Source organism: Paenibacillus soyae, assembly GCF_024623455.1.
Lineage (GTDB): Bacteria > Bacillota > Bacilli > Paenibacillales > Paenibacillaceae > Pristimantibacillus > Pristimantibacillus soyae.
In genome coordinates, this window is record NZ_JANIPJ010000018.1 from 104,384 (window position 1) to 130,840 (window position 26,457).

The 26,457-nt window shown below is 55.3% G+C and carries 19 protein-coding genes and 1 riboswitch; of the genes, 5 read left to right on the plus strand and 14 right to left on the minus strand.

Translation table 11 applies throughout. From position 1 onward, the window contains the following. Positions 1 to 101: 101 nt before the first annotated feature. The 8 genes from NQZ67_RS22355 to NQZ67_RS22390 form a co-directional block, all read right to left on the minus strand. Complete coding sequence (locus tag NQZ67_RS22355) at positions 102 to 794, minus strand: metallophosphoesterase family protein (RefSeq protein ID WP_257450265.1); 693 nt, start codon at positions 792 to 794, stop codon at positions 102 to 104. Positions 795 to 810: 16 nt separating this feature from the next. Beyond that, positions 811 to 1,047 (minus strand): hypothetical protein, encoded by a 237-nt coding sequence (locus NQZ67_RS22360; RefSeq protein ID WP_257450267.1) that lies wholly within the window; start codon positions 1,045 to 1,047, stop codon positions 811 to 813. Positions 1,048 to 1,493: 446 nt separating this feature from the next. Further along, entirely contained in the window at positions 1,494 to 2,015 is a 522-nt protein-coding gene (locus NQZ67_RS22365; protein ID WP_257450268.1) for a phage tail protein, read from the minus strand. Positions 2,016 to 2,037: 22 nt separating this feature from the next. Further along, positions 2,038 to 2,541, minus strand: a complete 504-nt coding sequence (locus NQZ67_RS22370; RefSeq protein WP_257450269.1) for a phage tail protein — start codon at positions 2,539 to 2,541, stop codon at positions 2,038 to 2,040. Positions 2,542 to 2,639: 98 nt separating this feature from the next. Continuing rightward, positions 2,640 to 3,158, minus strand: a complete 519-nt coding sequence (locus tag NQZ67_RS22375) for a phage tail protein (protein ID WP_257450271.1) — start codon at positions 3,156 to 3,158, stop codon at positions 2,640 to 2,642. Between the two features lie 115 nt (positions 3,159 to 3,273). Continuing rightward, positions 3,274 to 3,735 carry a GNAT family N-acetyltransferase gene (locus tag NQZ67_RS22380; protein WP_257450273.1) on the minus strand — a complete coding sequence of 154 codons (462 nt, stop codon included), beginning with the start codon at positions 3,733 to 3,735 and terminating at the stop codon, positions 3,274 to 3,276. Positions 3,736 to 3,748: 13 nt separating this feature from the next. Then, complete coding sequence (locus NQZ67_RS22385; RefSeq protein WP_257450274.1) at positions 3,749 to 9,211, minus strand: S-layer homology domain-containing protein; 5,463 nt, start codon at positions 9,209 to 9,211, stop codon at positions 3,749 to 3,751. 214 nt (positions 9,212 to 9,425) lie between these two features. Further along, entirely contained in the window at positions 9,426 to 12,305 is a 2,880-nt protein-coding gene (locus NQZ67_RS22390) for an S-layer homology domain-containing protein (RefSeq protein ID WP_257450275.1), read from the minus strand. Positions 12,306 to 12,526: 221 nt separating this feature from the next. Here NQZ67_RS22390 and NQZ67_RS22395 point away from each other — a divergent pair, with 221 nt between their 5' ends. Beyond that, on the plus strand, positions 12,527 to 13,144 hold the full coding sequence (locus NQZ67_RS22395; protein WP_257450276.1) for a Type 1 glutamine amidotransferase-like domain-containing protein: 618 nt from the start codon (positions 12,527 to 12,529) through the stop codon (positions 13,142 to 13,144). A 204-nt stretch (positions 13,145 to 13,348) separates the two neighbouring features. On the opposite strand, the gene NQZ67_RS22400 is transcribed toward NQZ67_RS22395, so the two are convergent. Further along, positions 13,349 to 14,497, minus strand: a complete 1,149-nt coding sequence (locus tag NQZ67_RS22400; RefSeq protein ID WP_257450277.1) for a response regulator — start codon at positions 14,495 to 14,497, stop codon at positions 13,349 to 13,351. 24 nt (positions 14,498 to 14,521) lie between these two features. After that, positions 14,522 to 17,602 carry a hybrid sensor histidine kinase/response regulator gene (locus tag NQZ67_RS22405; protein ID WP_257450279.1) on the minus strand — a complete coding sequence of 1,027 codons (3,081 nt, stop codon included), beginning with the start codon at positions 17,600 to 17,602 and terminating at the stop codon, positions 14,522 to 14,524. Between the two features lie 218 nt (positions 17,603 to 17,820). Here NQZ67_RS22405 and NQZ67_RS22410 point away from each other — a divergent pair, with 218 nt between their 5' ends. The 3 genes from NQZ67_RS22410 to NQZ67_RS22420 all read left to right on the plus strand — a co-directional run bounded on the left by NQZ67_RS22410 (position 17,821) and on the right by NQZ67_RS22420 (position 21,787). Further along, on the plus strand, positions 17,821 to 18,411 hold the full coding sequence (locus NQZ67_RS22410) for a TetR/AcrR family transcriptional regulator (protein WP_257450281.1): 591 nt from the start codon (positions 17,821 to 17,823) through the stop codon (positions 18,409 to 18,411). Positions 18,412 to 18,473: 62 nt separating this feature from the next. Beyond that, positions 18,474 to 20,300 (plus strand): alpha/beta fold hydrolase, encoded by a 1,827-nt coding sequence (locus tag NQZ67_RS22415; RefSeq protein WP_257450283.1) that lies wholly within the window; start codon positions 18,474 to 18,476, stop codon positions 20,298 to 20,300. Between the two features lie 88 nt (positions 20,301 to 20,388). Then, positions 20,389 to 20,472: riboswitch (cyclic di-GMP riboswitch) on the plus strand. 76 nt (positions 20,473 to 20,548) lie between these two features. Further along, entirely contained in the window at positions 20,549 to 21,787 is a 1,239-nt protein-coding gene (locus NQZ67_RS22420; protein WP_257450285.1) for an ABC transporter substrate-binding protein, read from the plus strand. A 275-nt stretch (positions 21,788 to 22,062) separates the two neighbouring features. Here NQZ67_RS22420 and NQZ67_RS22425 read toward each other — a convergent pair whose 3' ends face one another. The 4 genes from NQZ67_RS22425 to NQZ67_RS22440 form a co-directional block, all read right to left on the minus strand. Then, the gene (locus tag NQZ67_RS22425; protein ID WP_257450287.1) at positions 22,063 to 22,860 is read right to left on the minus strand and encodes an FkbM family methyltransferase; all 798 of its coding nucleotides are present in this window, start codon (positions 22,858 to 22,860) and stop codon (positions 22,063 to 22,065) included. Positions 22,861 to 23,074: 214 nt separating this feature from the next. After that, positions 23,075 to 23,527, minus strand: coding sequence for a GNAT family N-acetyltransferase (locus tag NQZ67_RS22430; protein ID WP_257450290.1), 453 nt, complete (start codon positions 23,525 to 23,527; stop codon positions 23,075 to 23,077). A gap of 21 nt (positions 23,528 to 23,548) precedes the next feature. Then, positions 23,549 to 23,968, minus strand: a complete 420-nt coding sequence (locus NQZ67_RS22435) for a hypothetical protein (RefSeq protein ID WP_257450292.1) — start codon at positions 23,966 to 23,968, stop codon at positions 23,549 to 23,551. 331 nt (positions 23,969 to 24,299) lie between these two features. After that, positions 24,300 to 24,800, minus strand: coding sequence for a hypothetical protein (locus NQZ67_RS22440; RefSeq protein WP_257450294.1), 501 nt, complete (start codon positions 24,798 to 24,800; stop codon positions 24,300 to 24,302). Between the two features lie 262 nt (positions 24,801 to 25,062). Between NQZ67_RS22440 and NQZ67_RS22445 the strand changes: the two genes are divergently transcribed. Beyond that, positions 25,063 to 26,457, plus strand: a complete 1,395-nt coding sequence (locus NQZ67_RS22445; protein ID WP_306813020.1) for an RICIN domain-containing protein — start codon at positions 25,063 to 25,065, stop codon at positions 26,455 to 26,457.

A 26,457-nucleotide genomic window follows, 5' to 3' on the forward strand; every position in this document is an offset into this window, starting at 1 on the left:
TTTTCGGCCTATTGGGCTCCATGCTAGCTCCGGAGGACAATTAAGCCGATTTTTTCGGCTTATTGGGCTCCAAACCAACGTTTCCGGCACGGCGGCGGAAGTCAGAACTTCATTATTTTACGAGTGGTTAAGCTGCCGTTGGCCTGCCGATAGGCAACATAGTCCATCGCCGTCAAATTGACGAGTCCGAGAGCCCGCTCCTCCTCGATCCAATACGTGTTGCTGCCCAAATCCCCGTTCAGCCTCGCCCCGTCGAAGTATATCCGCTCCACCGGGGTATGGCCGTGTACGACCGGTTTACCTTGCGTAAGCGCAAGAATGCCCTCTCTGGATAACCCATAGAAGGCTGACTCGTCCATCCATAGGATTTCGCGCGTCTGATTCGCCAATGGCGTGTCGACCTCGAGACCCGAATGCGTGTAAACAAACTCGTCATCCTGATGGATAATCGGCAATTCGTCGACCCACCTAAGCATCTCATCGAAACTCTTACCGAATTCCGCCTTCAGCTCAGGCAGCGCCTCCTTCCCGCCATGCTTCATCCAGAGCGGATCGCCATGCCGGAAATAGTCGAGCATCATTTCCTCATGGTTACCGACAACCGCGAATACGCTCTCCGGATGCGCCTCCATCAGAGACATGACCTTCTTCAGCACCTTGCCGCTGTGATGGCCTCGATCAATATAGTCTCCACCGAACACGAGTTGGTCCGTACTCCAATTCATTGAGGCATGCGCGAGCAGCTTCTCCAGCCCGATCCCATCACCATGAATATCCGTTATAAAATATTTCATCGAGGCCTCTCGTACGCTACGACTTGTCCAAGTTGTCGCCAGAGCCTGCGTTCGATCCCTTCTTCGCGCCGAAGTAATCACGCCGCGAGCCGTCGCGGAACGGCGTGCCGCCGATAATCGCTAGCGCAATGACGTTCAGGCATAGCCCGAGTCCGAACCACAGCAGCGGGCTGCGATCCCGGCGCGCCGCCATAAGCGCGCAGCAGAATGCTATAATCAACACCGGTATAATCAGTTCCCATATCGAATTCATTGGATGTCGCTCCTTAATCGATCAAATTTCAAATTTCACCCTATGATTATACCATGTCTGCGCGTACGGCAACCATTCGAGCCGCCGTTACCTCATCTTCAGGTCCGGAACGGAATCCAAGCCTTCTCCTGATGGGATGGTTGGATGTGGTCTATGGAATAGCGGCGATTTTACTGTTATTTACCCGTGAACTTGAACAATACTCCGAAATAGCACCCATAATACCCTTATTGGGTCCCCATATGAAGATAACCCTCATTTTCTAAGAAATTAGTGCCGTTTATGCCGCTATTTGAACGATAACCTATTACTGCTTCGAAATAACACCATTTTATCCGCTATTCACTTAGAGCACCCACACGCCGTCGACTCATCGGCTTCAAGCTTTAATCACGATTAACAGAAAAAAAGAACGGCCTCCAATCGGAAGCCGTCCCGTCTTACGCCTATGGTCTGGAAGGAAATACGCCTTGCAAAGCGATAATAAAATTAACTCCCAAATAAGGCTGCATATTATTATGGGGCTGACTGCCGCCCGCCGGGGAGACGGCCGCCGGATTCATCGCCGCATTCGGCGTCGGACTGTAAACGGGAGTCGTGCTCCGTCCCTGTACGACACCTGCCCAAACGGCGTTCTCCGGGGAGCCCGTCGTGCCGGACGTTGCATTCGCGGGCACATGGGTATGCATCGGTATCTCGCTCGTCAGAAGCGTAACGCTCGGCGTACCGCCGGGTGCTCCTTGCTGCCGAAGCGTAAGTCCGGCTCCCTGCCCTTGCTGCATAGGGGCTCTTCCCATCAAATTGGGAAGGGCAAACGTCGTTCTTCCGTCGCCGCCATATGTAACGCCTAATAACGAGAAGAGCGCCGTGTTCTGCATAATGGGCAGCAGCTGGCCATTGCACAACGCCCAGCCCTTGGGCGCAAAATTGCCGGCAAATGCCCTAATCTCTCCTACAAACGGTTCCATCGTTCCAGCCTCCTTCTCTCGATTAGTTCTGCGACGGGAAGATCCCGTTGACGCAGATGCAATAGTTCATCGCCAAATACGGCTGCATATTCGTATGCGGCTGGCTGCCGCCCGCCGCGCCGATCGCGTCGGCCCGCAGCGTCGTATTCGCCTCGGGCGAGAAGACGGAGGTTCCGTTCGCTGCTTCGGCCCACACATTCCCTACGGGCGAATATTGATTCGAGACCGTCGTACTAGCCGACACGGTGTGGGTGTGGGCAGGGATTTCGTTCAACGTCAGCGTATGCGATTCTGCTCCGGCGATTTGCCCGAGCGTCACTCCGTTACCGGTATGCACCGGCACCCTCCCTCTCAAATCGGGCAATGCGAACGTTGTGACTCCGTTCCCTCCGTAAGTCGTTCCCAGAATCGCGAACAAAGCCTGATTCTGATTAATAGGCAGCAGCTGCCCTTGGCACGGGAGCCAGTTCTTGGGCGTGAACCCGAAGCCGAACAATTTAATCTCTCCGATATATGATTCCGACATTTCAGGGCCTCCTTAAGTTTTGTGTAACGCAGCGGAACATCGTAAGCATTCGCTTAGTTTTGTGTAACGCAGCGGAACATCGTAAGCATTCGCTTAGCTTAGTCTTGCTGAGGGAAAATCCCTTCGGTTGCAATGATGTAATTAAGCGGCAAATAAGGCATCATGTTGTCATGCGGCTGGTTTCCGCCGACCGCGGAAAGCGATTGCGGGTTCATCTGCCCTGAAACCGCGCTGGTCGAATACGTATTCTGCGTGGCGTCTCCCGCCCAGAATGCGCCGGTCGGTCCAACCGCCGTGCCCGCAAGCGAGTTGGCATTCGCCGCGTGCGTATGCTGAGGAAGCTGATTCTGAATAAGCGTAACCGACTCAACGCCCCCCATGCTTCCCAGCGGATAATTCGTGCCGGAAGCCGTGGATGTTCCTTGGCCGATCGGCAGGCGACCCGTCAAATTCGGCACGGCGAACGTGTTCTGGCCGTCTCCTCCGTATGTTGTGCCGAGCAGAGCAAACAACGTGTCGTACTGCGAGATTGGCAGCAGCGAGCCGTCGCACAGCACCCATCCAACTGGTGCAAAAGTACCGGCGAACATGCGAATTTCCCCCACATATTGTTCCATTGCCGTAATTCCCCTTTCGTATGTCTTCGTGGTTATCTATTAAGAAATCGACGCCGCGGCGAAGCGGCTGCCGATTGCTTCGATGGTTAACTTACGATTTCGCAAAACAATGCGATCATGAAGACCAAACCATGGATACCTGCAGCTCGTCTTCCCTCACCGGTACAAAAGATAGTCGCTCGTATAGACGGAGAGCCGGATTATCCTTCCTCACCGTTAAACGCAGCGGCTTGCCCATCCCTCGAGCCTCGTCCTGAAGCATGGACAGCACCTTCGACCCGATGCCCTGATTCCGCATGGCGGGCAAAAGCGAGAGGTCGATAATGACCATCTCGCTCTCGCCGTTCTCCGTATGCACCATGCCGGCTTGTTCGCCTGCGCGGAGGATGATCCAGCGAACTCCATTCGGATATTGCATCCGGTAGGACATTTGCCTTGCCTGGAACTGCATCGCCAGAAACGCTCGGCTTTCCTGCTCTCCAAAGCCCCAAGCCGTCAGCTCTTCTTGTCTGGAGAAGGCGTACAGCTCGAGCTCGAGCGGTACGCCTTCTTCCGTTTCTTTTAGAGTAATCTCCATAAGCACCTCTTACTTACATGAATTGACCGACTTGCAGCAATCTGACGATTACCGCTGCCAGCTGCGCTCTGGTCATTGGCTCGTCCGGCGATATGCCGGCGCCGTTTCCGTTCACAATGCCGAGAAGAACGGTCAGCGCGACGGCCTCCTCCGACCAGGCGTGAAGCTGGTCCTGATCTCCGAACGACGCAAGCGCATCCGCTTGCTCATCCTCTGTAAAGTCAGGCTTCAATTCCATTAAGCCGAACGCACGGGAGAGGATGACCATCGCTTCCTCCCGCGAAATTTGCTCGTCCGGACGGAACGTTTGGTCCCCGTAGCCGCTAATTAATCCGAATGCGTAAGCAGCCGCGACAGCTTCCGCATACCAGGCGTCACCCTCTATATCGCGGAATGTGCCTGCGTTCTCGATGTTGTATAAGCCGAGCGCCCCGGTAATGATCGACGCGAACTCCGCGCGCGTGACGCTCCGTCCCGGCATGAACTGCCCCTCTCCCGTCCCCTGAACGACAAGGCGGGAAGCAAGCTCGTCGATGTACGTCTTCGCCCAACCGGATACGTCCTCGAACGATGTCTCATACGCGATCAGCGTGAACACGCCTCCGGCAAAGCTATGCACCCTCATGTCGAACCCGCCGTCCTGCTCCTCGATTCTCGTAGGCACATGGACCGCTTTGCCATTGGGCAGCAGAAGGACGGCCGTTGTCGGTTTCTGGCCCTTCAGCTCCTCCTCGCCGTAGCTGATGGTGAGGTAGCCCTTTACGCTGGTCAGCTTGGTTCTGGACTCGCCGCTTTGTCTGTACAGCTGGAAGCTCATCGGTTCAACAAGCAGCTTAAAGCCTTTGTTGTCGGCGATTCGCTCGAGCTTAGCTGACGACATCGCATCGGCCTTCTTAATTTCCAACACAAGCTTGGAGGAATCGCCCTCCCAGCCGCGAAGCAGTTCATCTATTGCGGCGGCGGACAGTCCGTAGCTCGAACCGCCCATAACGATCGTAATCGTCTTATTTCCTTCATCCAGCAGCTCCAGGAGCTTCTCGTCGATGCCGAGCTCGACGTTCTTCGCTTTGTCGCCGACATCGATGGTGATGACGCCGTCCTCGGACTTCTTGATCACATCCTCGAGACGTTCTCCATCCAGCGAGATTACGATGACTTCCTGTCCGTCTTTAATTTCGACCTTCACCTCGACTCCCGGCAAGCCGGTTAAACCGTCAATAATGACCGGCGGCTTCGGCGGCTCCACGATGATGACCGGCGGATTATTGCGGACCGTTACCGTTGCAGCGGCGGAGTCGAGCAAACCGTCATTCACTTTATAGGTGAAGGTGACGGTGGAATAATTGCCCGGCTGGGGCGTAAAGGTGAACTCGCCGGTTGACTCGTCCAAATCGATTGTTCCCGTCGCGGGTTGATCCACGATGGCATACGTCAACGGATCGGATTCAATGTCGGTTGCTTTCAGCTGTCCGTCGACGGCTCTGCCGATGCTTGTCGTGAATTGCAGCGTCTCCGCCGCCGGCGCGTCGTTCACCGACGTCACCTCAATCTCCATGTCGGCCGGACCGGATGCTTCCAGCGCGTTCGCGGATACCGTCCACTCGAACGTCGTCGTACCGAACCAATTCGAGTCCGGAACAAACTGAAGCTTGTCCAGATCGGCTGGCGGAACCTCGTCATCTTCTTCTACCGCCGCGCCATCCAGCTTGAGGCTGCCGTGCTCCGGCAGCGATAGAATCGTGACCGTATCGATTGGAATCCCGTCCGCATTCGAATAGTTAAAATCGGCCTGCGCAAAATCGATCGCCGTATCCTCCGTTCCCGTTACGCCGCTGTCGGCTGCGGCCGGAATCGAGCGATACAAGATAGAGTCGCTAATCGCGGTCGTGTTCACGTTTCCAGCTTCGTCGCGCAGCTGCACGTATACGGTCTTCGCGCCGTAACCAGCGGCGAGCGTCCAGCTTTTCTCGCCTACAAAAGCTTCCCATTCGCCGTCTGCCCAAGTTGTTCCATCAAGCGAGAAGCGCATATCCAGCTCTGTAGCATCGGTTGCCGTTAGGGTAAGAGTGACGTTCGCGCTGGTCGTTTCCGCGGCTCCATTGTTAATGGTGAGGGTGCCGGCCGGAGCCGTCTTATCGATCGTAAACGCGATCAGCGTTTCATTATCGTAATCATCCTTAACCAGCAATAGATATTCATCATTGTCTGAAACGATTGTTCCGCTAGTGAACGGCGACTCATTTACTGTTGCCGTCAGGACGGAGCTTGGATTCGCATCCGAGTATGTCGGAGTTACCGCCGAGTTATAAAAGGCACCGTCTGCTACGCCTGTTACGACAGGGGGCGTTGCGTCGATACTGAAGTCCACCTTCGTCGTCAGACCTGCAGCATCGGTGACGATGAGCGTATAGCTGCCGTCCGTGGAAATTGTCCCAGTCCTGTCGATAGTACCAAACGGCGAACCATTAAGAGTCGCAGAACCTTCATTAAAGGATACTTCTACCGCCCTGTTGAGCTTAGCACCGTCCGTTACGCCGTCAACCTCGGGCGGAGTCGTGTCGAGTACAATCGCGTCGCTCTGCTCCACGGATTCGAGACCGCTAGCATCCTTTGCCTTGACGTAAACCGTCTTCGTTCCATCGCCGGGCGCCAGAGTCCAGGACACGGAAGGGCTTGCCGCCAGCTCGGTCCATGAATTGCCGTCGTTCGATAGAAGCAGCGCCGATACGTTATTCTCCGGATCGGTATAGGAGACGTTCAGCGTCACCGAACCTGATGTCGTGAATGCGGCTCCTCCGTTAATTTGAACGGACGATATGGCCGGCGCCTCTTGAACGTCCGTCACTAGAATGGTCATCGCGTCCGAAAACGAGTTGCCGGCCTGATCCGTTACTTTCAGGGTCAAGCTATAGCTGTTTTTTTGCTCATAATCAAATACCTCATTCGAGCTGATCGTCGTTCCCGATAGAGTAAAGCTCGCCGAATCGACGCCCGTCAACTCGTATACATAACCTGCTGAATCGGGATCGGTTGTGCTGAGCGTGCCTACCGTTGTGCCCGCCGCCCTATTCTCCGCAATGCTGTTGGAAGAGAGCTGAATGCTTGTTGGAGCGGTCATGTCCAAAATAATCGTGTCGCTGATCGGCGGAATGCTTACATTGTTCGCCGCATCCCGCAGCTCCATATAGACGGTTTTCTCGCCGTCGCCGGCGGACAGCTGCCAGGTGTAGGAGGCCGCCGCGCTAACCCAGCCACTCCAGCCTGTCCCGTCGTTCGAGAAACGCATCTCTGCGGCGTCGCCGTAATTAATGGACAGATTGACGTCTCTGTCGTTCACGTAGGTCTGCCCGCCCTCGATGGTCACGCTGCCCGACGGAATGGTCATGTCGAGGCCGATTAGATCGCTCGCTACGGCGGATTCCCGCCCGCCGGCATCCCTCGCCTTAACGTACACCGTCTTCGTACCGTCGCCTGGCGCTAAGGTCCATGGCACAGACGTGGCCGGCGCCAGCTCCGTCCAATCGCTGTTATCGTTCGAGAGCAGAAGCCGCGACACGTCGCCATCCGGATCATCGTATGCTACGGTCACCGTTACCGAATCGGAGGTCGTGAACGCCGCTCCTCCGTTGATTTGAACCGAAGTGACGACCGGCGGTTCCGGAGCATTCGTTACCACTACGGTGATCGTGTCCGTAAACGCGTTGCCTGCCAAATCCGTTACTTTGACATTCAACGTATAGCTATTCTTTTGCTCGTAATCGAATACCGCGTTCGAGCTGATCGTCGTTCCCGTTAGAGTAAAGCTAGCCGTGTCGCCACCCGTTAGCTCGTATACGTAGCCCGTCGAATCGGGATCGGTTGTGCTTAACGTGCCGACTACCGTGCCGGATTCCGAGTTTTCCGCAATGGAGCCCGGTGACAGCTGAATCTCCGTCGGCGCCGCCGTATCCAGAAGGATCGTGTCGCTGCTCGGCGGACTGCTTACATTGCCTGCTGCATCCCGCAGCTCCATATAGACGGTTTTCTCGCCGTCGCCCGGAGCAAGCGTCCATGGATGCGTTACTGCCGCAGCGGTCCAGCCGCTCCAAGCAAGATCTTCATTGGAGAAGCGCATTTGCGCGGCGTCCCCGTAGTCGACTGTCAGCGTTACCGCTGCGGCATTCGCGTGAGCCTGTCCGCCATTGATCGTGACACCGCCGGATGGGGCCGTCTGATCCAGCGTGATCGTATCGCTCTGCACCGGGGATTCCAGACCGCCGGCATCCTTCGCTTTGACGTAAACCGTCTTAAGTCCGTCTCCGGAAGCTAGCGGCCAGGTCACCGACGGGCCTGCCGTCAGCTCGGTCCAATCGCTGTTGTTGTTTGAAAGAAGAAGCTTCGTTACGTTGTTCTCCGGATCTGCCGAACTGACGGCTACCGTGACCGAATTCGAGTTGGTCGTTGCAGCTCCGCCGTTGATTTGAACCGACGTAAGGGCCGGCACCTCGTTCACGTCCGTTACTTGCACGGTGAATGGGCTCTTAAACTTATTGCCCACAGAGTCCGTTACCTCAACTTCAAAGCCATAACTGCTCTTTGCCTCATAGTTGAATACGGCGTTACTCCGAAGCGAATTGCCCGCGATCGTAAAGCTTGCCGCATCGCCGCCCGGCACGAGCGCATAGGTAAATGTATCGCCGGCATCGGGATCGGTTGCGGTGAGCGTCCCGATCGAAGTGCCGCTTGCCGCATTCTCCGCAATGCTGTTTGAAGAGAGTGAAAGAGCCGTCGGCGGGCTATTCGGCTCGTATTCGTAGAGAAGGTAGGGCACGCCGGCGCTGTTCTGCGGGCCATCTGCATCGCTGATGCTAATATAATGCCGAATTTCCCCGCTCGCACCGGCATTAATATCTGAAGCGTTTGGCCCCTCTAGAACAAAGGTTGCTTGCCGATCCTGACTATCCACGAGCTGATCTTTTATGAAGTTTGTTACATCCATTCGAATGAGCATGGGAGGCGAGGGCTCCGATGGAGAGAAATGGGCTTGATAGGCCGAGAAAGAAATGTCTTTCTTCATAATAAATTCATCGAGCTCGAAAGCCGGAACATCGCTCGCCTCCCCTGACGCCTCGCTCCAGCCATCGTCGCCCGCCCCGTACAGTTTAATGTAAGGATCAATTGACGACTGATTTCTTACAATTCTGCCCTCAAGTATGGGCAATACGAGTTCAACTTGCTTTAGCGCGCGGCCCGAGTCAATCTGTCCCGCGAGATCGAACTGGAGATGCGATGTGTGCTGGCCGAATGAGCTCATATAACCAATGAAATTGAGTCCTCCATCACCATCATAAGATAATATTTCATCATCAAACTTGTCCTTCACGGGAGCAATCGTCCCCGTCTCCCCCGCCGCACTAACCGTCAGAGCCGAGCCTATCGGATTAAGCAGCGTCAACGTCATACATAGGACTAATAGAATAGCCAGTTTCTTGCTCATCATTGCCTCCTCATCGTTATTTAATGGTGATGTATGTCAATGAAGTAGGTCTACATGGGTCTATTCAACTATATTTTTCTCTAGTAGAGATTAACATATTTTGTCTAAATGGAACATCTTTTTTCAGAGTTTGCAGCCATTTTATAAATAAACCACAAGAAAGCGGCCATCCTTCCCGAACGGCCGCTCCTGATGTCCTGTCTCTATGCGTAATCTATTGCGATAGCTCTAGCTTCTCTAGCATAAGCACGATCAGCTTCGCCGCTTCGGCCCTTGTCGCCGAAGCGCTTGGAGCGAAAGCATCAGCGCCTTTGCCTTCCATTATGCCAGCCTCGCGAAGCGCTCCGGCCGCTCCCTTCGCCCACGAAGGAATATCGGCATCGTCGGCAAAGCCGGTTGCCGAGCCCGCCGGCTCAGGCATCTCCAGCGCGGCCGCAATCATCTTCGCCATCGCCGCTCGGGAGATTGGAGCGTTCGGACGGAACGTTCCGTCCTTATAGCCCTGGATGAAGCCGGCACCCGCAGCCGATGCTACCGCCCCCTTGGCCCACTCGCCAATTTCCGCATCGTCGGCAAAGCTCGCTTGCCCCTCAGCCTCCGGCAGCTCCAGCGCATTCGCCAGCATCTTCGTAAATTCCGCCCGCGTCACGGTCTGGTCAGGCCGGAAGGTTCCGTCCTCGTAGCCTTTGACGACGCCCCGTCCTACAGCTTGTTTGATGATTTCCTGCGCCCAATGACCATCGGTATCTTCGAAATCAATGGCAGGGGGCTCCACGTCGTCTATCGCCAACACCGCAAACTTCGTGAAATGATCGACCGGCGCCGAAATCCGATTATCCTTAACCGTGAAGCCAGACAATTCGATCCATTCCCGCGCTTGCTCGTCATAGTAGAAGATGCCCGCTCTCTGCCCCTCGCCCAGCTTCTCCGGGTCAAAGACAAAGCTGACCGTCACCGGGGTTTTGAAGTGATCCGTCATATCCTTGAGCAGCTCGAACACCGCGCCGCTAAGTAAATCTCGATCCGCAATCAACTGCTCGGCATCGCTTGCTTTCTCGATCGTAATGGTTATGGCCCGATCCGCCGCGCCCGCAGGCACGGAGACGAATGCCTCATTGTCCAGACTGACCTCGCCGGCTTGTCCGGCCGCCAATGTCAGATGACCCTTCGTAGGATCGACAGGTGCAGGCGCAGGTGCCGGGACATAGTCCGGATACGTCTGCTCATAACGCTCGTATACCCGGATCTGAACCAGTTCCGAGTCGAACGGGTCTTCCGCTTCCCATACGTAAAAGCGTCCGTCCGGCGCCAAGCTAAATCCGACCGGCTGAGCAATATGCTCCTCGTTCTCTCCCCACGTCGCCATATGCCGGCCGTCCGAGCTAAACTGCTTGATGCTGCCGCGAATTGGATCCATGACGTAGACACTGCCGCTAGCGTCCGCCTCTATTTGATACGAGTAATCAAAATCCCAAATCCATTCTTCCCCGGCAAGCGCTGCGGACCATTCGCCCACCTCATTGCCGTTGGTATCGTATTTGACGACCTGCCCGTTAAACTCGAACATCAAGTACACGTTGCCATTGCCATCTACCGCGATGTCGAGTGGCATGGCAAAGAACCTCGGCCCCAACTCACCGTCTTCCTCTCCCTCTTCGCCGCCTAGGTCGATCGTTTTAAGCGGCCACTGCAGAAGGAGCTCTCCTTCCGGGTCGAACTTTTGCATGCGATGGTTTTCTTCGTCCAACACATACAAGTTGCCGCTGCGGTCCCGCCCCATCTCGCCGACGCCGTTGAACTGCCCCTCCTCGTCTCCTTCGCTCCTCCACTCCTCCACAAACTCGCCACTGCCGTCGAATTTTTGAATCCGGTAGTTGCCGCTGTCGGAGACATAAACGTTGCCCTCTGCGTCCGTTTCAAGGTCCGATGGGTAGAAGAAACGGCCCGGGTCGCTGCCGGCTCCTCCCCAGCTGTCAGCGTGAACGCCGGTGGAATCGAACTTCATTACGCTTTGGCTTCCGTACTCCAGCACGTACAGGTTTCCGTCCGCATCTACCGTTCCCGGACCCCACCGGGGATTGATGCTGCCATAGCTGCCGAAAGCCGAAGCTTGTTCTTCCTCTTCATCCGCTGAAAACTGTTGAATGCGCGCGTTTTGTCCGTCTGCTACAAGAAGATGACCCTCGTCGTCCAATGTCATGCCCATCGGAAACCTGAATTGTCCAGTCTCATTGCCTTCGCTGCCCCACTTGGCGAGAAAAGTGCCATCCGCCGCGAACTTTTGGATCCGGTGGTTATAGGTGTCCGCGACGTAGACGTCCCCGTTCCCATCAACGGCTAATCCCTTCGGGTTATAGAGCTGGCCGTCCGCGTTGCCGTTCGAGCCCGTCCCCCATGTCCCGGTGACTTGGCCGGTTTGGTCCAGCTTAATGATATATTGTTCTATATAATCCGCCACATAGACGTTGCCGTCCGCATCGACGTCGATCGCTTCGGGAAATGAAATATTGCCGGGACCCGAGCTGTCGCCGTTCCATACGGCAAGGAGCGCGCCGGAATTGCTGAACTTTCTTATTTTAAAATTGGAGGTATCCCCGATATACACGTTACCCTCCGCATCTAAGGCAAGGGCGGTCGGATCCTTGAATTGCGCATCTCCGTCGCCGTATGATCCCCAATGCCCCCAGTATTTCCCGTCCGCGTCGAATCTCTGAACCCGGTAGTTATACTTGTCCAATACGTACACATTGCCGTCGGCATCCACCTCTATCTCCTCCGGCGAGTTGAACTGTCCGTTGCCGCTGCCCTGCGTCCCCCACATCCGTTCAAAGCTTCCATCGGCTTTGAATTTCTGTATCCGGTTGTTATTCTGATCGACCACATAACGGTTCCCGTCCGCATCGATGGCAATGTCGCTAGGCAAGTCAAACAAACCTTCGGTCGACAGCTGGAACCCTCCCGGCATGGCGACTTCTCGAACGCCCTTAACTCTGTAGGCCTCAGCCGTGTTCGTCGCTAAAGGCGTTGCCAGCGCACCAATTAGTAAGGCGGCCGACAGAAGCCATGCAAGCCTTTTATGATGACGTTTCGACATCTTCGTTTCCCCCATAAATGAAATTAGGATATGAATCTAGCGGCCTCGTTTCCAAGACACTCCTACATTCTACCTGCATGTCCTTCCCGCAAACTGAAAAGAAAGCGCTTCATGTCAGGTTAGGAGGAAGTTTGGGGAAAATTTTGACGAAAAATGTTCCTGTTTCTACTAGCCAATTCTTGCTAGAATAGTTCCAACCAAATATGGAAGGACTTGCGAATATGGCTAAGCTGCTGCTCACCTCGAATGGATTTTTTACCGATACGATCAAGAAAGGTTTTCTGGAGCTCATAGAAGGGGATATTGGCAGGCTGCGCGCGGCTATTATTACGACGGCTTCCCCCAAGAAGGAAAGTAACCGCTACGCGCAGAAGGCTCGAATGGATTTCGCGGAGATGGGCTTTCGACAGGTTGATTTTGTTGATATCGAATTCCAGAATCCTGGCGTGCTCGAGCGAATGGATGTTGTCTATATTAACGGCGGCAATCCGTTTCAACTGCTTCATTACGCTCGAAAAAGCGGCGCTGACGCCATTCTTACAGCATTAGCGGAAAGAAATGCCGTGCTTGTCGGAGTCAGCGCGGGCTCCCTGCTGCTCGGCCCTCATATTAGAATCGTTTCGCGCTTTACGCCGGAGATGAATACGCCGCAGTTGACCGACTTGAGCGCGCTGCATCTGACAGATCACCTGATCTTCCCGCATTATGACCGGGAGGACTTGTTTCCCGATTCAGGTGGTCGCTCCATCGAAGAGCGAATCGCCGAGTTCGAATCCAGCGAGCAGTGTGTGGTGACAAGACTGCCGGATGACGGATATATCGCCATATCTGGGGAGTGAAGGCTACAGGAGCAGGGCGGATGCGGGGGATTAGGCGTACTAGAAACGTCTATTTGTGCTTGAAGGGGCGATTGGTGAGGAATAAGCGTGCCTGAAACGTCTATTCGTGCTTGGCGGGGCGATTGGTACGGAATAAGCGTGCCAAACACGCCTAAAAAAAACGGCTCCCTCCAACAGGAAGAAGCCTTCTTATTATAAAACCTATTACCGCATAGCGCTGCCGAAATACCGGCCCGGGTTCGCCGCCACAAGGCGGTAGTCCAGCTCCTTGGCGGCGGCTTCGTCGAGCAGCTCCGCCATCATGGCGCAGTACTCCCGGGCGTCGTCGGCTCTGCCCGCCAGAATCAGAAGAGCGGCCAGCTTGGCGTGAAGCCGCTCGTCCAGCGGGTGCAGATGCACCAGCTTCTGCATCGGGCTCAGCGCCAGCTCGTGGCGCGATTGAACGGCGTACGCGTCGGCCATCGCTTCAAGCAGGCGCGCGTAGCCCAGCTCCAGCTCCGCCTGGCGCGGAGCGGCCCAGTCATAGCCGCTGCCGGCGAGATAGCCGTCGCCATACAGCTGAATCGCGCGGACCAGCTGCGCGAGCGAACCCGAGCGGCCGTATTCGCGCACGGCCAGCTCGTATTCGGCGACGTCGTCCTCGATGGCAAGCGGCCAATGCAGCCGGTAGCTCCCGCCTGCCGTCTTCATCTGCTCCACCGCGCCGTGCAAGCCGCATGCCTCCAGATCCTTGCGCAGCTGATAGACGGTCGAATGCAAATTGACCTGCGCGCGATCCGCGTCGCGCCCCTCCCACAGCCTGTCCAATATTTGCGACTTGCCGACCGCTTTGTCCCGATGATGATGCAGGAAGGCCAGCAGCTCCCTGCTCTTCGAATTGCGGAACCGCATCTGCTCCCCGCTCTCCGTCGTAACGGAGAATGGCCCGAAGCTGCGAACCGCCAGTCCGCTCCTCGCCGCCTCGGGGTCCTTGCCCGATTGACGGACGCGCCTCTTCTCCAGCCGACCGATCGTACGCAGCAGATCATCGGCGGTAAACGGCTTCAGCACGTAATCGATCGCCTCCACGCCGAAGGCATCTCTCGCATATTCTTCGTAGGCCGTCAGGAACGAAACGTGAACCTCCGGCCGAATATTTCTCAGCCGCTCCGCGAGCTCGAGTCCGTTCAGGCCCGGCATCTCGATATCAAGCAGCACAAGGTCGACAGGCTCCGCCGTCGTCAGCATATGCTCGAGGAACAGCTTCGGACTATCGAACAGACCCGCGACTTGCACACCCTCGAGCGTTTCCAGCAGCTTGCCCGCCCTCCGCAGCGCGGGCAGCTCGTCATCCACGGCAATGACTCGAATCATCCTCCAGCACCCTCCCTTCATCCCTTATGGTGTATTCTCCGGCGCCTTCGGCACGCTCAGCGAGACCTTCGTCCCGCGTCCGGACTCGCTTACAAGGCTAAGCCCCGCGCCAAACTGCCGGATCAGCCGTTTATGAATATTGCGCAAGCCGACGCCGCCTTCCCCTTCCGGCTCTCGCGTAAAAATCGTTTGTTCCAAGGAGGGCTCCATGCCCACGCCATCATCTTCCACGGAGATAACGACATCCTCCCCCTCCCGGCGGACCGAGATCGCAATCGTCCCGCCTTCTTCCCGCTTCGTGACGCCATGCCGCACCGCATTCTCGACCAGCGGCTGCAGCGTTGTCGGCGGCAGTAGGCAGTCCGCATCGGGCTCCACGTCATACCGCACGCGCAGCCGCTCCCCGAACCTCGCCCGCTCGATCTGCAAGTATGCCTCCGTGAGCTCCAGCTCCTTGCGCAGCGGCACCAGCTTCTGCTTGTTGCGGAAGTCGAAGCTTCCCCGCAGGTAGCGGCTCAAATGCAGAAGCAAATCATGCGCCGTCTGCGGCTCGTCGAGCGACAGCGAAATGATCGTGTTAAGCGCGTTGTATAGAAAATGGGGTTTGATCTGCGCCTGCAGAAACGCCATTTCCGACCGGACGGCTTCCTCGGCCGACCGCTTCATCTCGAGCAGCGTCCGCGCCCTCGCCCGCAGCTCATGAGGATCGAAGGGCTTGGCCGCAAAATCATTGGCCCCCGCCTCGAAGCCGTACATCGCATCCGCGGGGTCGCTTCTTGCCGTCGTCAGCAGAATCGGGAGCTCGGATAGGCCGTAGCTCTCTCTTATTCTGCGGCAAGTCTCGTACCCGGAAAGCCCGGGCATCATGACGTCCAGAATGACCAGACCGATCCCGTCGCCGCCCCGCTCCAGCACCTGCAGAGCTTCCTGGCCGCTCGCGGCCGTCATCACCTCGTAAGGCTCGCCCGCGAACAAAGTGCGCAGCACGCGAAGATTGACCGGGTCGTCGTCGACGGCGAGTATGGATAGTCCGGATCGTCCAGACCGTCCGTCTGCCGGCTGACCCGCCGGCTCAATAACCGTCAGGCCAGCTGACGATTGTCCTGCCGCCGGCGCCTTCTCTTCGGCAGCGCGTTCGGCGATCGGCAGCGTGAACGTGAACACGGAGCCTTCGCCTTCGGTCGACGTTACCGAGATGGTGCCCCCGTGAAGCTCCACCAGCCGCTTCGTAATGCCGAGCCCCAGACCGGTTCCGCCGTATTCCTTGGCGACCGGAGCGCCGAGCCGCTCGAACGATTGGAAGATCGTCTCCAGCTTATCCGCCGGAATGCCAATGCCGGAATCGGCAACCGCGATATGCAGCATGCCGCCGTCCGTCCAGCCTGATACGACAACTTCGCCCTCCGGCGTGAATTTAACGGCGTTGCCGATTAAATTGTAGACGATCTGCAGCAGCCGATTCTCGTCCGCGAGCGCCGGCGGCAGCCGGTTCGGCCACTCCAGCCGGAGCGCGACCGGCTTCTTGCCGATATAATGCCGGAATACTTCCTCCTGGGCGGTCACCGCCGCCTGCACGTCGACCCGGCCGAGCTGCAGGCGGATTCCGTTATTTTTGAGCAGGGACAGGTCCAGGATATCGTTGATCAAATTATTCATGCGCCGCGCAACCGAGACGACAACGTCCAGCTGCTCCGTCTGCGCGGGGGCGACCGGGCCGAACTTCCCTTCGGACAAGGCCTGCGACAAATTCAGAATGCCGTGCAGAGGCGTCTTCAGCTCGTGCGAGGTGTTCGCCAGAAACTCGTCCTTCATGCGGTCCATCGCGATCAGCTCGTTCGACATCTCGCCAATCGTCCGATACGCGCTCGTGAATCGTCTTGCCAGCTCCAACGCCTCGATGAAGACGAGCAGAATGAAGCCGTAAGGCACCAGCTGCGCGTCGACCGCGACGATCCAGCCCACGCTGTACAAAATATCGTGCACGGCCGCCGCCACGAACGCGAGCCACCCCGACAGCTGCAGCAGCGCGCCGCCCCTCCCGCGCCACAAGGCGAGGAAAAAGCCGTACAAGATGTACGCAAGCGCGATCAGGGAGACGATTTTGTAATATCCGATGAATTGGGTGTAAATCTCGGCCGGGAATAACAGCACGGTGGCGATAAAGCCCGTCCCCGTCCATGCAAGCAGCTTGGCCGGCCTGACGCCGAACTCCGCCGGATACAGCTCCCGGACGAACAAGACGGCCATCGTCACTCCGCCGTAATAGGTCAAATACTCCAGCAGGATGAGGAGCCGAATCGAGACGTCCGGATACAGATCGACCAGATAAATGCCGCCCACGACCCACTGCCGAATCGCGCCAAGCAGGCAGCATATGCCGAAATAAAGCGTCGACCGCTCCGAGCGGCGCAGCAGAAACACGGATATTTGGTACAGGCCGAGCAAAGCGCAACCGCCGAATACGGCCATGCTCGCGAACTCGGTTCGTTTCTCTACGGCCGCCATCCGTTCCTCCGGACCGAGCGTCATGCTGAACCATATGCCTCCCGAAGGATAAAGGAAGTTCGCCGTCTGGATGACCAGCTCGAATTCGTCCGGCGGAGGAGCGAACGTTGCGGTCTGCGGCCTGTACGCGGACTTCGTCTCTTCCTTGGTCGGTGCCGCCGCTCCGGCCAGCGCGATCTCCTGTCCGTTCACCAATACCTTGTAGGCGGGGGATATCGCAGGAAGGTGCAGCCCGAGCGCTCCAACCTCTCCTTGCGTCAGCACCCGCAGCCGATAGGTAGCGTAGCCCCGGCCCGGCAATCCGATCGTCTCCCACTCTCCCGGGACCTCGATTAGCGCCGGTTCGCCATGCTGCAGCGCCCCTTCCGCGCCTATCAGCCGCTCCCAGTACAAGGACCACTCGCCGTTCAGACGCACCGGTCCGTCTTCCTCCAGGCTCCAATTCCTTAAATCAAGCACGCCGGCCTTCGCCTTCGGCTCCGCCCCGTTCTCGCCGCGCCCGAAGGACGGCATGATCATAACGCCCAGGAGAAGGAGCATCGCAACAAGCAAAGACACCGCCCGAATTTTGCGGTTTCGATATAAAGTATTTTGCGCCATCCGGTCTTCATCCGCCTCTGTCGTTCGTTTATCAAGAAATACTCCTATCATACCGCACCTAGATGCTTGTGCATACTTCCTTTCAATCGTTGTAGCCGAGCCCCATCTCTGTACGATTTTAACAGCCGCGTCTCCATCCTAACTGAAAAGAAAGCGCTTCATGTCAGGTTTATCCAGATGCCCTTGACTTCATTTTATTAGAACTATATAGTACTACTATGAGAAAAAACACCCCAACCGTTTCCAATCGCGACGTTGTCCTGCAGACCGCATCGAACCTGTTCCTGACGCGAGGCTATCAGGTCACCAGCATGGACGAGATCGTCTCCATGAGCAAGGTATCGAAGACGAACATCTACTACCATTTCAAAAGCAAGGAGGAGCTGCTGCTGGCGATCGTCGACCAGCTGATTGCGCACTACGAATACCGGCTGAGCCATATTTTATCCCAGAGCCACATGCCGTTTATGGAGAAGCTCGAACGTTTCTTCGAAATCGTGGCCGGAGAGCAAGAGCAAAACGACTTTCTCGGCGGATGCCCCATCTTGACGCTGTACACGCAGACGTCGATGGAATCGGCCGAGGTTCGGAGCCGTATTAAAGGCTTCTTCGAGCGGCAGCTGGAGCATGTCGAGAGTCTGCTTCTTGAAGGCTCGGCTACCGGCTTGTTCCCCTCGAATCTACCGGCTCGCGCTACGGCGACGCTGATTGTCTCCTCCGTCGAAGGTGCCTTATTCGTCTCGAAAGCGACGGAGCGGCCGCAAATGTTGAAGGACCTGCTTCATGCTTTAGCAGCGATGCTAAAGTAATTTTTTTGACCCAATTAGTACTATGTGGTACTAAGATTGAAATTAGGAAAGGATGATACAGCATGAACCTCTTTATAACCGGCGGGACCGGCTTTATCGGCAAATACGTGCTCGCGGAGCTCTCCACGCAGCGGCATACCGTGTACGTTCTCGTCCGAAGTCTTGAACGATTCCGGGCCGTCCGCAAGCTCATGCGGCTCGAAGAAGCGCCCGGCCTCATCCCCGTCATCGGCGATTTGTCGCAGCCCCGGCTTGGGCTGGACCCGGACAGCTACGAACAGGTACTGGAGTCGGACGTGATCATTCATGCCGGAGGCCCGATGGATATCGAGCTTGGCGAAGAGGAGGCGCGGCGCGCGTTTCTTGATCCAGCCATAGCGCTTGCGGAGCTGGCCCTTCGGATTCACGCGGCGAGAGGCCTGCGTCAGTTCATTCACGTCGTCGGCTTCATGAGTCCGTTCAACGAACAGAATGCCTTGATGGAGCCGAATGCTTCCCTCGATCACGCGCCGCCATACGAGAAGATGAAGTTTCTCGCCGATTCTTATCTCCGTAAAGCATTCGCCCCGTTAAATATTCCGCTATCCACGGTCAACCCCTCCGTAGTGATCGGACATTCGGAGACGGGTGCCATCGAGCAGACTGGCGGTCTCGGCATATTGGTCGACGCGGTCCGCCGTCATCTTATGCCGCTTGTTCCCGGGGGCAAGGAGCACTGGCTGCCCATGGTGCATGTCGATCATGTCGCCTCCTTCCTATCCAAGCTAGCGAATACCTCCGCCGTCCGAAGCGACACCTATTATTTGCTCGACCGCAAACAAGAAACTCCGGCCATTCCCGAGCTGATCAAGCGAATGGTCGCGGAGCTGCGGGTTTCCCCTCCTCTTGGCTCAGTCCCGCTTCCACTGCTGAGAGCCGCGCTTCGCGTTGGCGCAATCGGCAAGCGACTAGGCGTTCCTCCGGAGTCCATGGGCTTCCTCGTGACGAACGAGTTTCCCGTGGAATCGAAGCTCGAGGTTGAGGACAAGTGCGGAGAACGAAGCGCCGTATCAATAGCGGCTCTTCCTTTTGTCATAACCGAATTGGACTATCAGCTGAGCCATCCCGATACGGCTCCCTCCAAGCGGTTTGTACGACGAAGAAGAGCGGGACTCGTTACGCTCGAGCAGGACGCGCCCGCATCCGGGACGCCCGTCCTCTTCCTCCACGGCACGTTCGGCGGCGCCGATTGCCTCCAGCCCGTCGCGGAACGGTTAGAACACGTGCCGATTCGGCTGATCGATCTGCCCGGGTTCGGACGCACGCCGCCACATCGTCATTCTTCGCTGATCGAGGGGTATGTAGAGTCGGTGAAGCGGCTCGTAGAGGAGCTGGAACGTCCCGTTGTTCTGGTTGGCCATTCGTTCGGTGGGCTGATAGCGGCCAGAGTAATGGAAAAGATGGATTCGCAGGTCGAGCGGCTTCTGCTGCTGCAGCCCGTTCTTCATCCCATTCATCGGCGGTATTCCAGCGCCGGGCTGACGAAGGCTGCGCTGCGGATGATAAGCGAGCGCTCCTTCCGGCGTCAGCTGCTGGCGATGAACCATTTGGCAGAGAGCTCGGACCGTCTGGAACCGTATGCAAGATACGTCGTGCAGGATATGAGCTCCCCGCGCTTGCGGGACACCAACGCTAAAGTCATGGCGGCACTCACGAGGCATGAGGCGGCGAGGCTGCGGCCAGACTGCTGGAACGAGGAGAAAGTCCGCATTCTGTGGGGCGAGGCTGACCGGGAGCATCATATCCCTGAGGCGTTTCAACGTATTGAGACAACAAAGCTCCCCCTCGGACATCAGTTTCCGATAGAGGCCCCCGGCCTCGCGGCGGAGTGGATACGGTCGTTTTTATGAGAGTGACTTATAGTCGGAGTTACAAATTACCAGCCCTTGAACGGCTTGTCACCTTTCGACATCGCACAGTATAATTGAACTACATTTACTTGGATAACGGCAAACTGTCCGAAAGGTCAGGACGCAAAATTACAGGCCTAAGGGAAAAACCTATGGTGGCTGAGTTGCCAAAAGTAGGACATATTGCCTATGCAATCATCCTCCTTACGCGGGGATGATTTTTTTTCATAGCGAGAGGGAGAAGGAACTTGGCCAAGAATAACCGACGTCATTCGTTTACGATTATGCTTTCTATTCTGCTCTGCGTCGTTCTTTCCAGCTGCACGGCAAACGCTCCAAGCGAAGACGTATCCCCCGCTCCCCGCTCTACAACGAATTCCGATTCGGGAGACTTGCGAATACTGGCAACGTTGGAGGAGCAAAGCTGGATCGTTGACGAATATAAGCGAAAATATCCGGGTCGAGAGGTAGTATGGGACTACGCCGAGGGAGATGCTCTTCTTGAGAAGCTGGCATCCGCGCCGGCCCCTGATCTGGTCATAGCCGGGAACGAGCTTCTAAACACTTTAAGCGGTTCCGACCTTCTCGAAGACGTTGGACAAGAGCCCTATCTTGCCGGGGAGCTTATTCAGAAGAAGTGGTTTAATGGTCTGACGCTAACGCCGTTTACTTCCATGGACGGCCAGTCGCTGATTGCGGTTCCGAAGGATTTCCCTATGGCCGGGACGTTCTATCGGGCCGATCTATTGGAGAAGTACGGGTTCCCTTCCGATCCCGAAGGGCTCGCGGCGTTCATGGAGAGCCCCCAGAATTGGACTCGCCTTGCCGAGACGCTTAAATCGCATGACGTCGGAGTCATTGGTTATACCCATGAGGTGCTTCAAGTAGCCGCAACAGGGTATGGCTATTTTGACCAAAATGGAAATTACAGCAGAAACACGGAGTCATTAGCTCCTTATGCATCGCTTATGCTTGAAGTAGAGAGCAAAGGGCTGGCCTCGAATTGGAATATGTGGGATGACAAAGGCCAACAGGCCATAAGAGAGGGCAAGCTGGCCCTGTTATATATGGGCGAATGGGGCTTTGACCTCATCAAGCAGTGGGACCCCGAGCATTTGGAGCAGTGGAAATTTACACGACTGCCCTTCAACGCCTATTGGGTGCATGGCGGATCTTTTTTCTCGATCATGCGCGACAGTCCGAATAAAGCCTCTGCATGGGAGTACATCCAATTGTCGATGGAGCTGGAAGGGTCCTACAGAGAGAGTCTTCCCGGCTGGGCATGGCATTCGAAGGTTAGAGATTACCGGTCCTCGCCGCTGGCGGCGAAGGCGGAGGAGATTTGGAACAAACAGCTGCAAAGCTTGATTCAAACGGATATTTCCGGGCCGCAGCTGCTGCAAACGTTAGAGACCCGAATTTTAGAGGAGCTTGGACAGGATCTTGAAATTTATCATGAGCTTCTGTCGGATACCTTGCGAAACTGAGAGACGTTATTCACCGGAAAACGGAGCTTTTGGGGAGACTAACGGAACGGAGCGACCTTATTCCTTCTGATTTGAGTAGAATCACAATGGAAACAGACAAATAACGGCGCTCAGTTCCATTAGCATTGAAAAATGGCTCATTTGTCCCGAATAAGGCTTCTGAGTTCCGTTCAGACTTGTTGGAGCCGCATGATCCACCTTATATACGAATAAAGGTACAGCCTCCTCATCATTCTTGAGGGCTGTACCTTTCTTTGTTCAGGCCAAAATCGGTCTCACAGCAGCTTGCTAAGCAGCCGATTGTCCGACAGAAGGATCAAATCGTTGCATGATGTGTCTCTTGCGAAAAAGGCTTTCGTATTCTCGAGATAAGGCGGCTCGATCGCCGTCAGCTTACCTGCATCGCCGAGAGCATAGAGATGGAAATGTTCGCTTAAGAATTGCATATATGCTCCTATATCAATTCCCTTGTTTTTCATATAGTTCATATTAAACTCTATGCAGCCGGCCGCTTCCTTGGACTCCGCGAGTATTCGCTTCATGCCGCGCAGCACCTGCCATTCATAGCCCTCGACGTCCAGCTTGAACAGCAAGGTTTTCCCATTGGTTTCATTCGTCCTGAACAAACTGTCTATGGTAACGCTTCGCACCTTCACCTCATCGAAAGCTCGGTTGCCCAGATGATAAGCGGAAGAGTTTCCAGAACGAGCTTTATCGACGTAGAAGGTAGCCGAGTCTAGCATCTGGTCGGAAGCAAGCGCGTGGATATAGCGAAATTGACTGCCGTTCGGATGCTCTTTCATGGACCGGAGGAGATAGGGCCGCAGCACTTCATTAGCATCGATGACGGTAATCGATGCATGTGCCGGGTACAAGGCGGACAGAACGATTTCGCCGTAATTAACTCCCGCATCGATAATCAGATCAGGGTTCAGCTTAGAAGCCATCGTTCTCCACCTTTGCACGACCCGCGGCTGCGATACGCCTTTATACCGGATCAGGCTGGCTCCCTTCACATCCTTCGGATCGACGTAGATGGGATGATTCGTGCCTGAGATGATGATTTTTTCCATACCTGATCCACCCTCCAAAGTCGAAATAAAAACGGGTTAAATCATCGTATGACTCTTGTCGAGGCGGCGTAGCGGCACGTTCAGCGGATTTTTGCCGAAGCAATGTTATAAGGCTTGCAAGGACTGCTCGATCAACTGCCCGATCCTAGTCTCTATCGAGCGTTAAACATAAGGAGCCGCTCTCGCGCGAGAGCAGCTACTTCGTATCATACGGTTACAAATCTTGCGACAACCGAACCATGACGATCACCTGAATGCCGTTCTCGAAGATCGGCTCAGGGTAGTGCCGGATAAAGAAATCCCTGTCTACACCCGTAATCCGAAAGCCGCATTTCTGGTACAGGGCGAGCTGTCCGACTCCTGAATTGCCCGTTCCGACCTCGATCGTGCGGAAGCCCTGTCTCCGTGCCTGGTCGATCGCATGCCGCACCAGCATCTTCCCGATTCCTTGTCCTTGTCGCTCCCCCGCCACCGCGATGTTCACGAGCTCGATCGTATCAGGCCGCGTCCGGATGAGAACATATACGCCTATTACCTGCCCGCCATCCTCCGCCACGTAGCATTCGCCTCTCCCTACATATTCCTCCACCAGCTCGCGCGAAGGGTCGGCATCAAGCAGCAAGTCCATGGGCGGCTGCTCGCCCGGATTTAATGTTCGAATAATCATTTTCGCACCTCGCTCATTTCCTCAATTCGTCGTCATGCTCTTTAGTTCGGCAATAACCTGTTCCACCCGATCTATATGATCCGTTTCGTCTATCGGCGTAAAGATCAGAACGTTCGCAACCTGATATCTGCCATGAGACACTACATCCGCTAAAGCAGTTTTTGCTTCGAAGTCCTCGATTCCCTTCTCCAATGCTTCGCTAGAAGGGAAGATGTAAATGCTAATTAGCTGCTCTTGCTCCGTCTGATAAGCCGCTGGCTCAACACCGTTCAACGTCATTGTGAAGACGTTGTCTGGATGAAGATCCTCCGCCTCGTGCAATAAAATACCGGAAGCCTCGAACATATCCGTAACCTGCGCAAGCGTCAGCCTTTTTTCTTGACCTTCACACCCTGCCGCGATAAGTACGACAGTTAGTAAGGTAAATAGTATATTCTTCATGTAGCCTCCTCTTATAAGGGAAATAATTGGTTAAACCTCATGATGATATGCCGTTTATATTGGGTTCACTTCTTTTTCCAGTTGTGGTATCATAACCTGTAAAGAAGCCGAGTGCGGCTAACACTCGGCTTAACAACTGGCTTGGATGGGATTTTTCCTTCTAAGTGAGACAGGACTAAAAACCCACCTTTGGCGCTAACCTTGGGGTGGGTTTTTACTTTCTCTAAGGGAAACCATGCCCACCCAAGATTCAATTGTCTTTCCTATTCTACCATCTTGCTCCATTAAATAGAAGAACTAATGTTCGGCAATTCATTAGCAGACTGCAGAATTACTCATAGTATCCATGCGCTTCAGGTAGAGATTTATATGCTTCTTTCGCTGCAATCTTTTCCTTTATCATCTCTATCAAACTCCTGAACTCCTTATCTCTCTCAGATTCACTAATCGCACCCTTCCAATTGATCGTTTTACTCTCCCCATCCATATATATTTCAAACTTAAACCCAGACTGAGGCAAAATATTCATCCCTTCAACTTCTTCAGGATATTGAAACAAATTAATGTCCTTCATCTTTACATAGATCTCTTGTTTTTCTTCTTCTGTCAGGATGAGTTCAGTTGTTACAACTCCATCTAATACAAGATCCTTTGTAAAACTGTTATTGGTTGTGTTTATTATATTTTTATTTAATACACCGTAGGACAAAATAAAATCGAATTCTCTCTTCGCCTCTCCTGTGTTACAGCCCGTAATAAGTAGCATTAGTAACATCACAATTAGTGCTAACACTAGCGACATAATGGTTCGCTTCCCGGCTGCCTTCGGCATCGTCATTCCCTCCTGCGTTCGCATCTCGTATAACAAGACGCTCGAAAGAACCAGGTGGTTACATCGGGTGCCCGCATTCCGAAATACCGTTATCTTTACGTAAGTCGTAAAAATAGTTGGATGCAATTCGGACAAAGGTGTGTCACAATAGAAATGGAAGCGCTTCCGAAATGCATGGTTCATAAGGTTCCTTAATTTAAAGGAGGAATGAATAGTGAATCGTAAGGTACGCTTTTTCGGCGTTTATTTGCTGCTGCTCAGCATGGCCGCCGGGTTATTCGCCATTCCCGCTTCGGCTGCTCCCGTGACGATCGACAACGGCGTCCAGTTCAAGGACACAAGCGGCAATCCGATTCAGGCTCACGGCGGCGGCATTCTGAAGTCGGGCAGCTACTATTATTGGTTCGGCGAGAACAGGGACGGCACGAACTATGTCTCCGTCTACCGCTCCACCGATCTGAAGAATTGGCAGTTCCGAGCCCATGTGCTTAGCAAAACATCGCATGCCGAGCTGGCCACGGCCAACATCGAAAGACCGAAAGTCATCTATAACGCCTCCACCGGCAAATACGTCATGTGGATGCACAAGGAGAACGGCGTCGATTACGGCGAAGCCCGCGTAGCCGTCGCATCCGCCTCCAACATCGAAGGCCCCTACACCTACCATGGCAGCTTCCGGCCGCTGAATTACGACTCCCGCGATATGACCGTGTACAACGACAACGGCACCGCCTACCTGATCTCCGCTACGCAAGTGAACGCCGATCTGAACATTTACCGGCTGACTTCCGATTTCCTTGGCATCGACTCCCTTGTTACAACCCTCTGGGACAACCAGTACCGCGAAGCGCCCGCGATCTTCAAGCGCGGCAGCACCTACTTCCTTCTCACGTCCGGCGCGACGGGCTGGAATCCGAACCAGGCCAAATACGCCACGGCGACAAGCATTGCCGGACCTTGGAGCTCCCTGTCCAATGTCGGCAACGCCAATACGTATCAATCTCAATCGACCTACGTCCTGCCCGTCGAAGGAACATCCGGCACCTCCTACCTGTACATGGGAGACCGCTGGGCCGGCGCCTGGGGCGGACCGGTGAACACATCGGAATACGTCTGGCTGCCTATCACCTTCCCGTCCTCGACCACGATGTCTCTGAACTGGTATGACCAAGTTACGATCGACGCGGCTGCGGGCACGATTTCCGGCACGAACAGCCCGCCCGTGAACACTTCCTCCTGGTATAAACTCAAAAACCGTAACAGTAATCTCATTCTCGGCGTAACGAACGGCTCTACCTCCGATAGCGCGGTCATCGAGCAGTATTCCGACGGCGGCTGGACGAGTCAGCATTGGCAGTTCACTGACGTCGGCGGGCGCTATTACAAGATCAAGAACCGGAACAGCGGCAAAGTGCTAGACATTCCAAGCTCTTCAACCGCCGACGGTACAAATGTCATTCAGTATACCGACAATGGCGGGCTGAACCAACTGTTCCGCATCCTGAGCACCGGAGACGGCTACTTCAAGCTCATGAACGTCAAAAGCCGCAAAGTCATCACCATTACCGACGGCTCCGTCTCGAACGGCGCGGACGCGATCCAAATGACGGACGACGGCGGCACGGACCAGCAGTTTTCTTTTGCAACGACAAGCTAA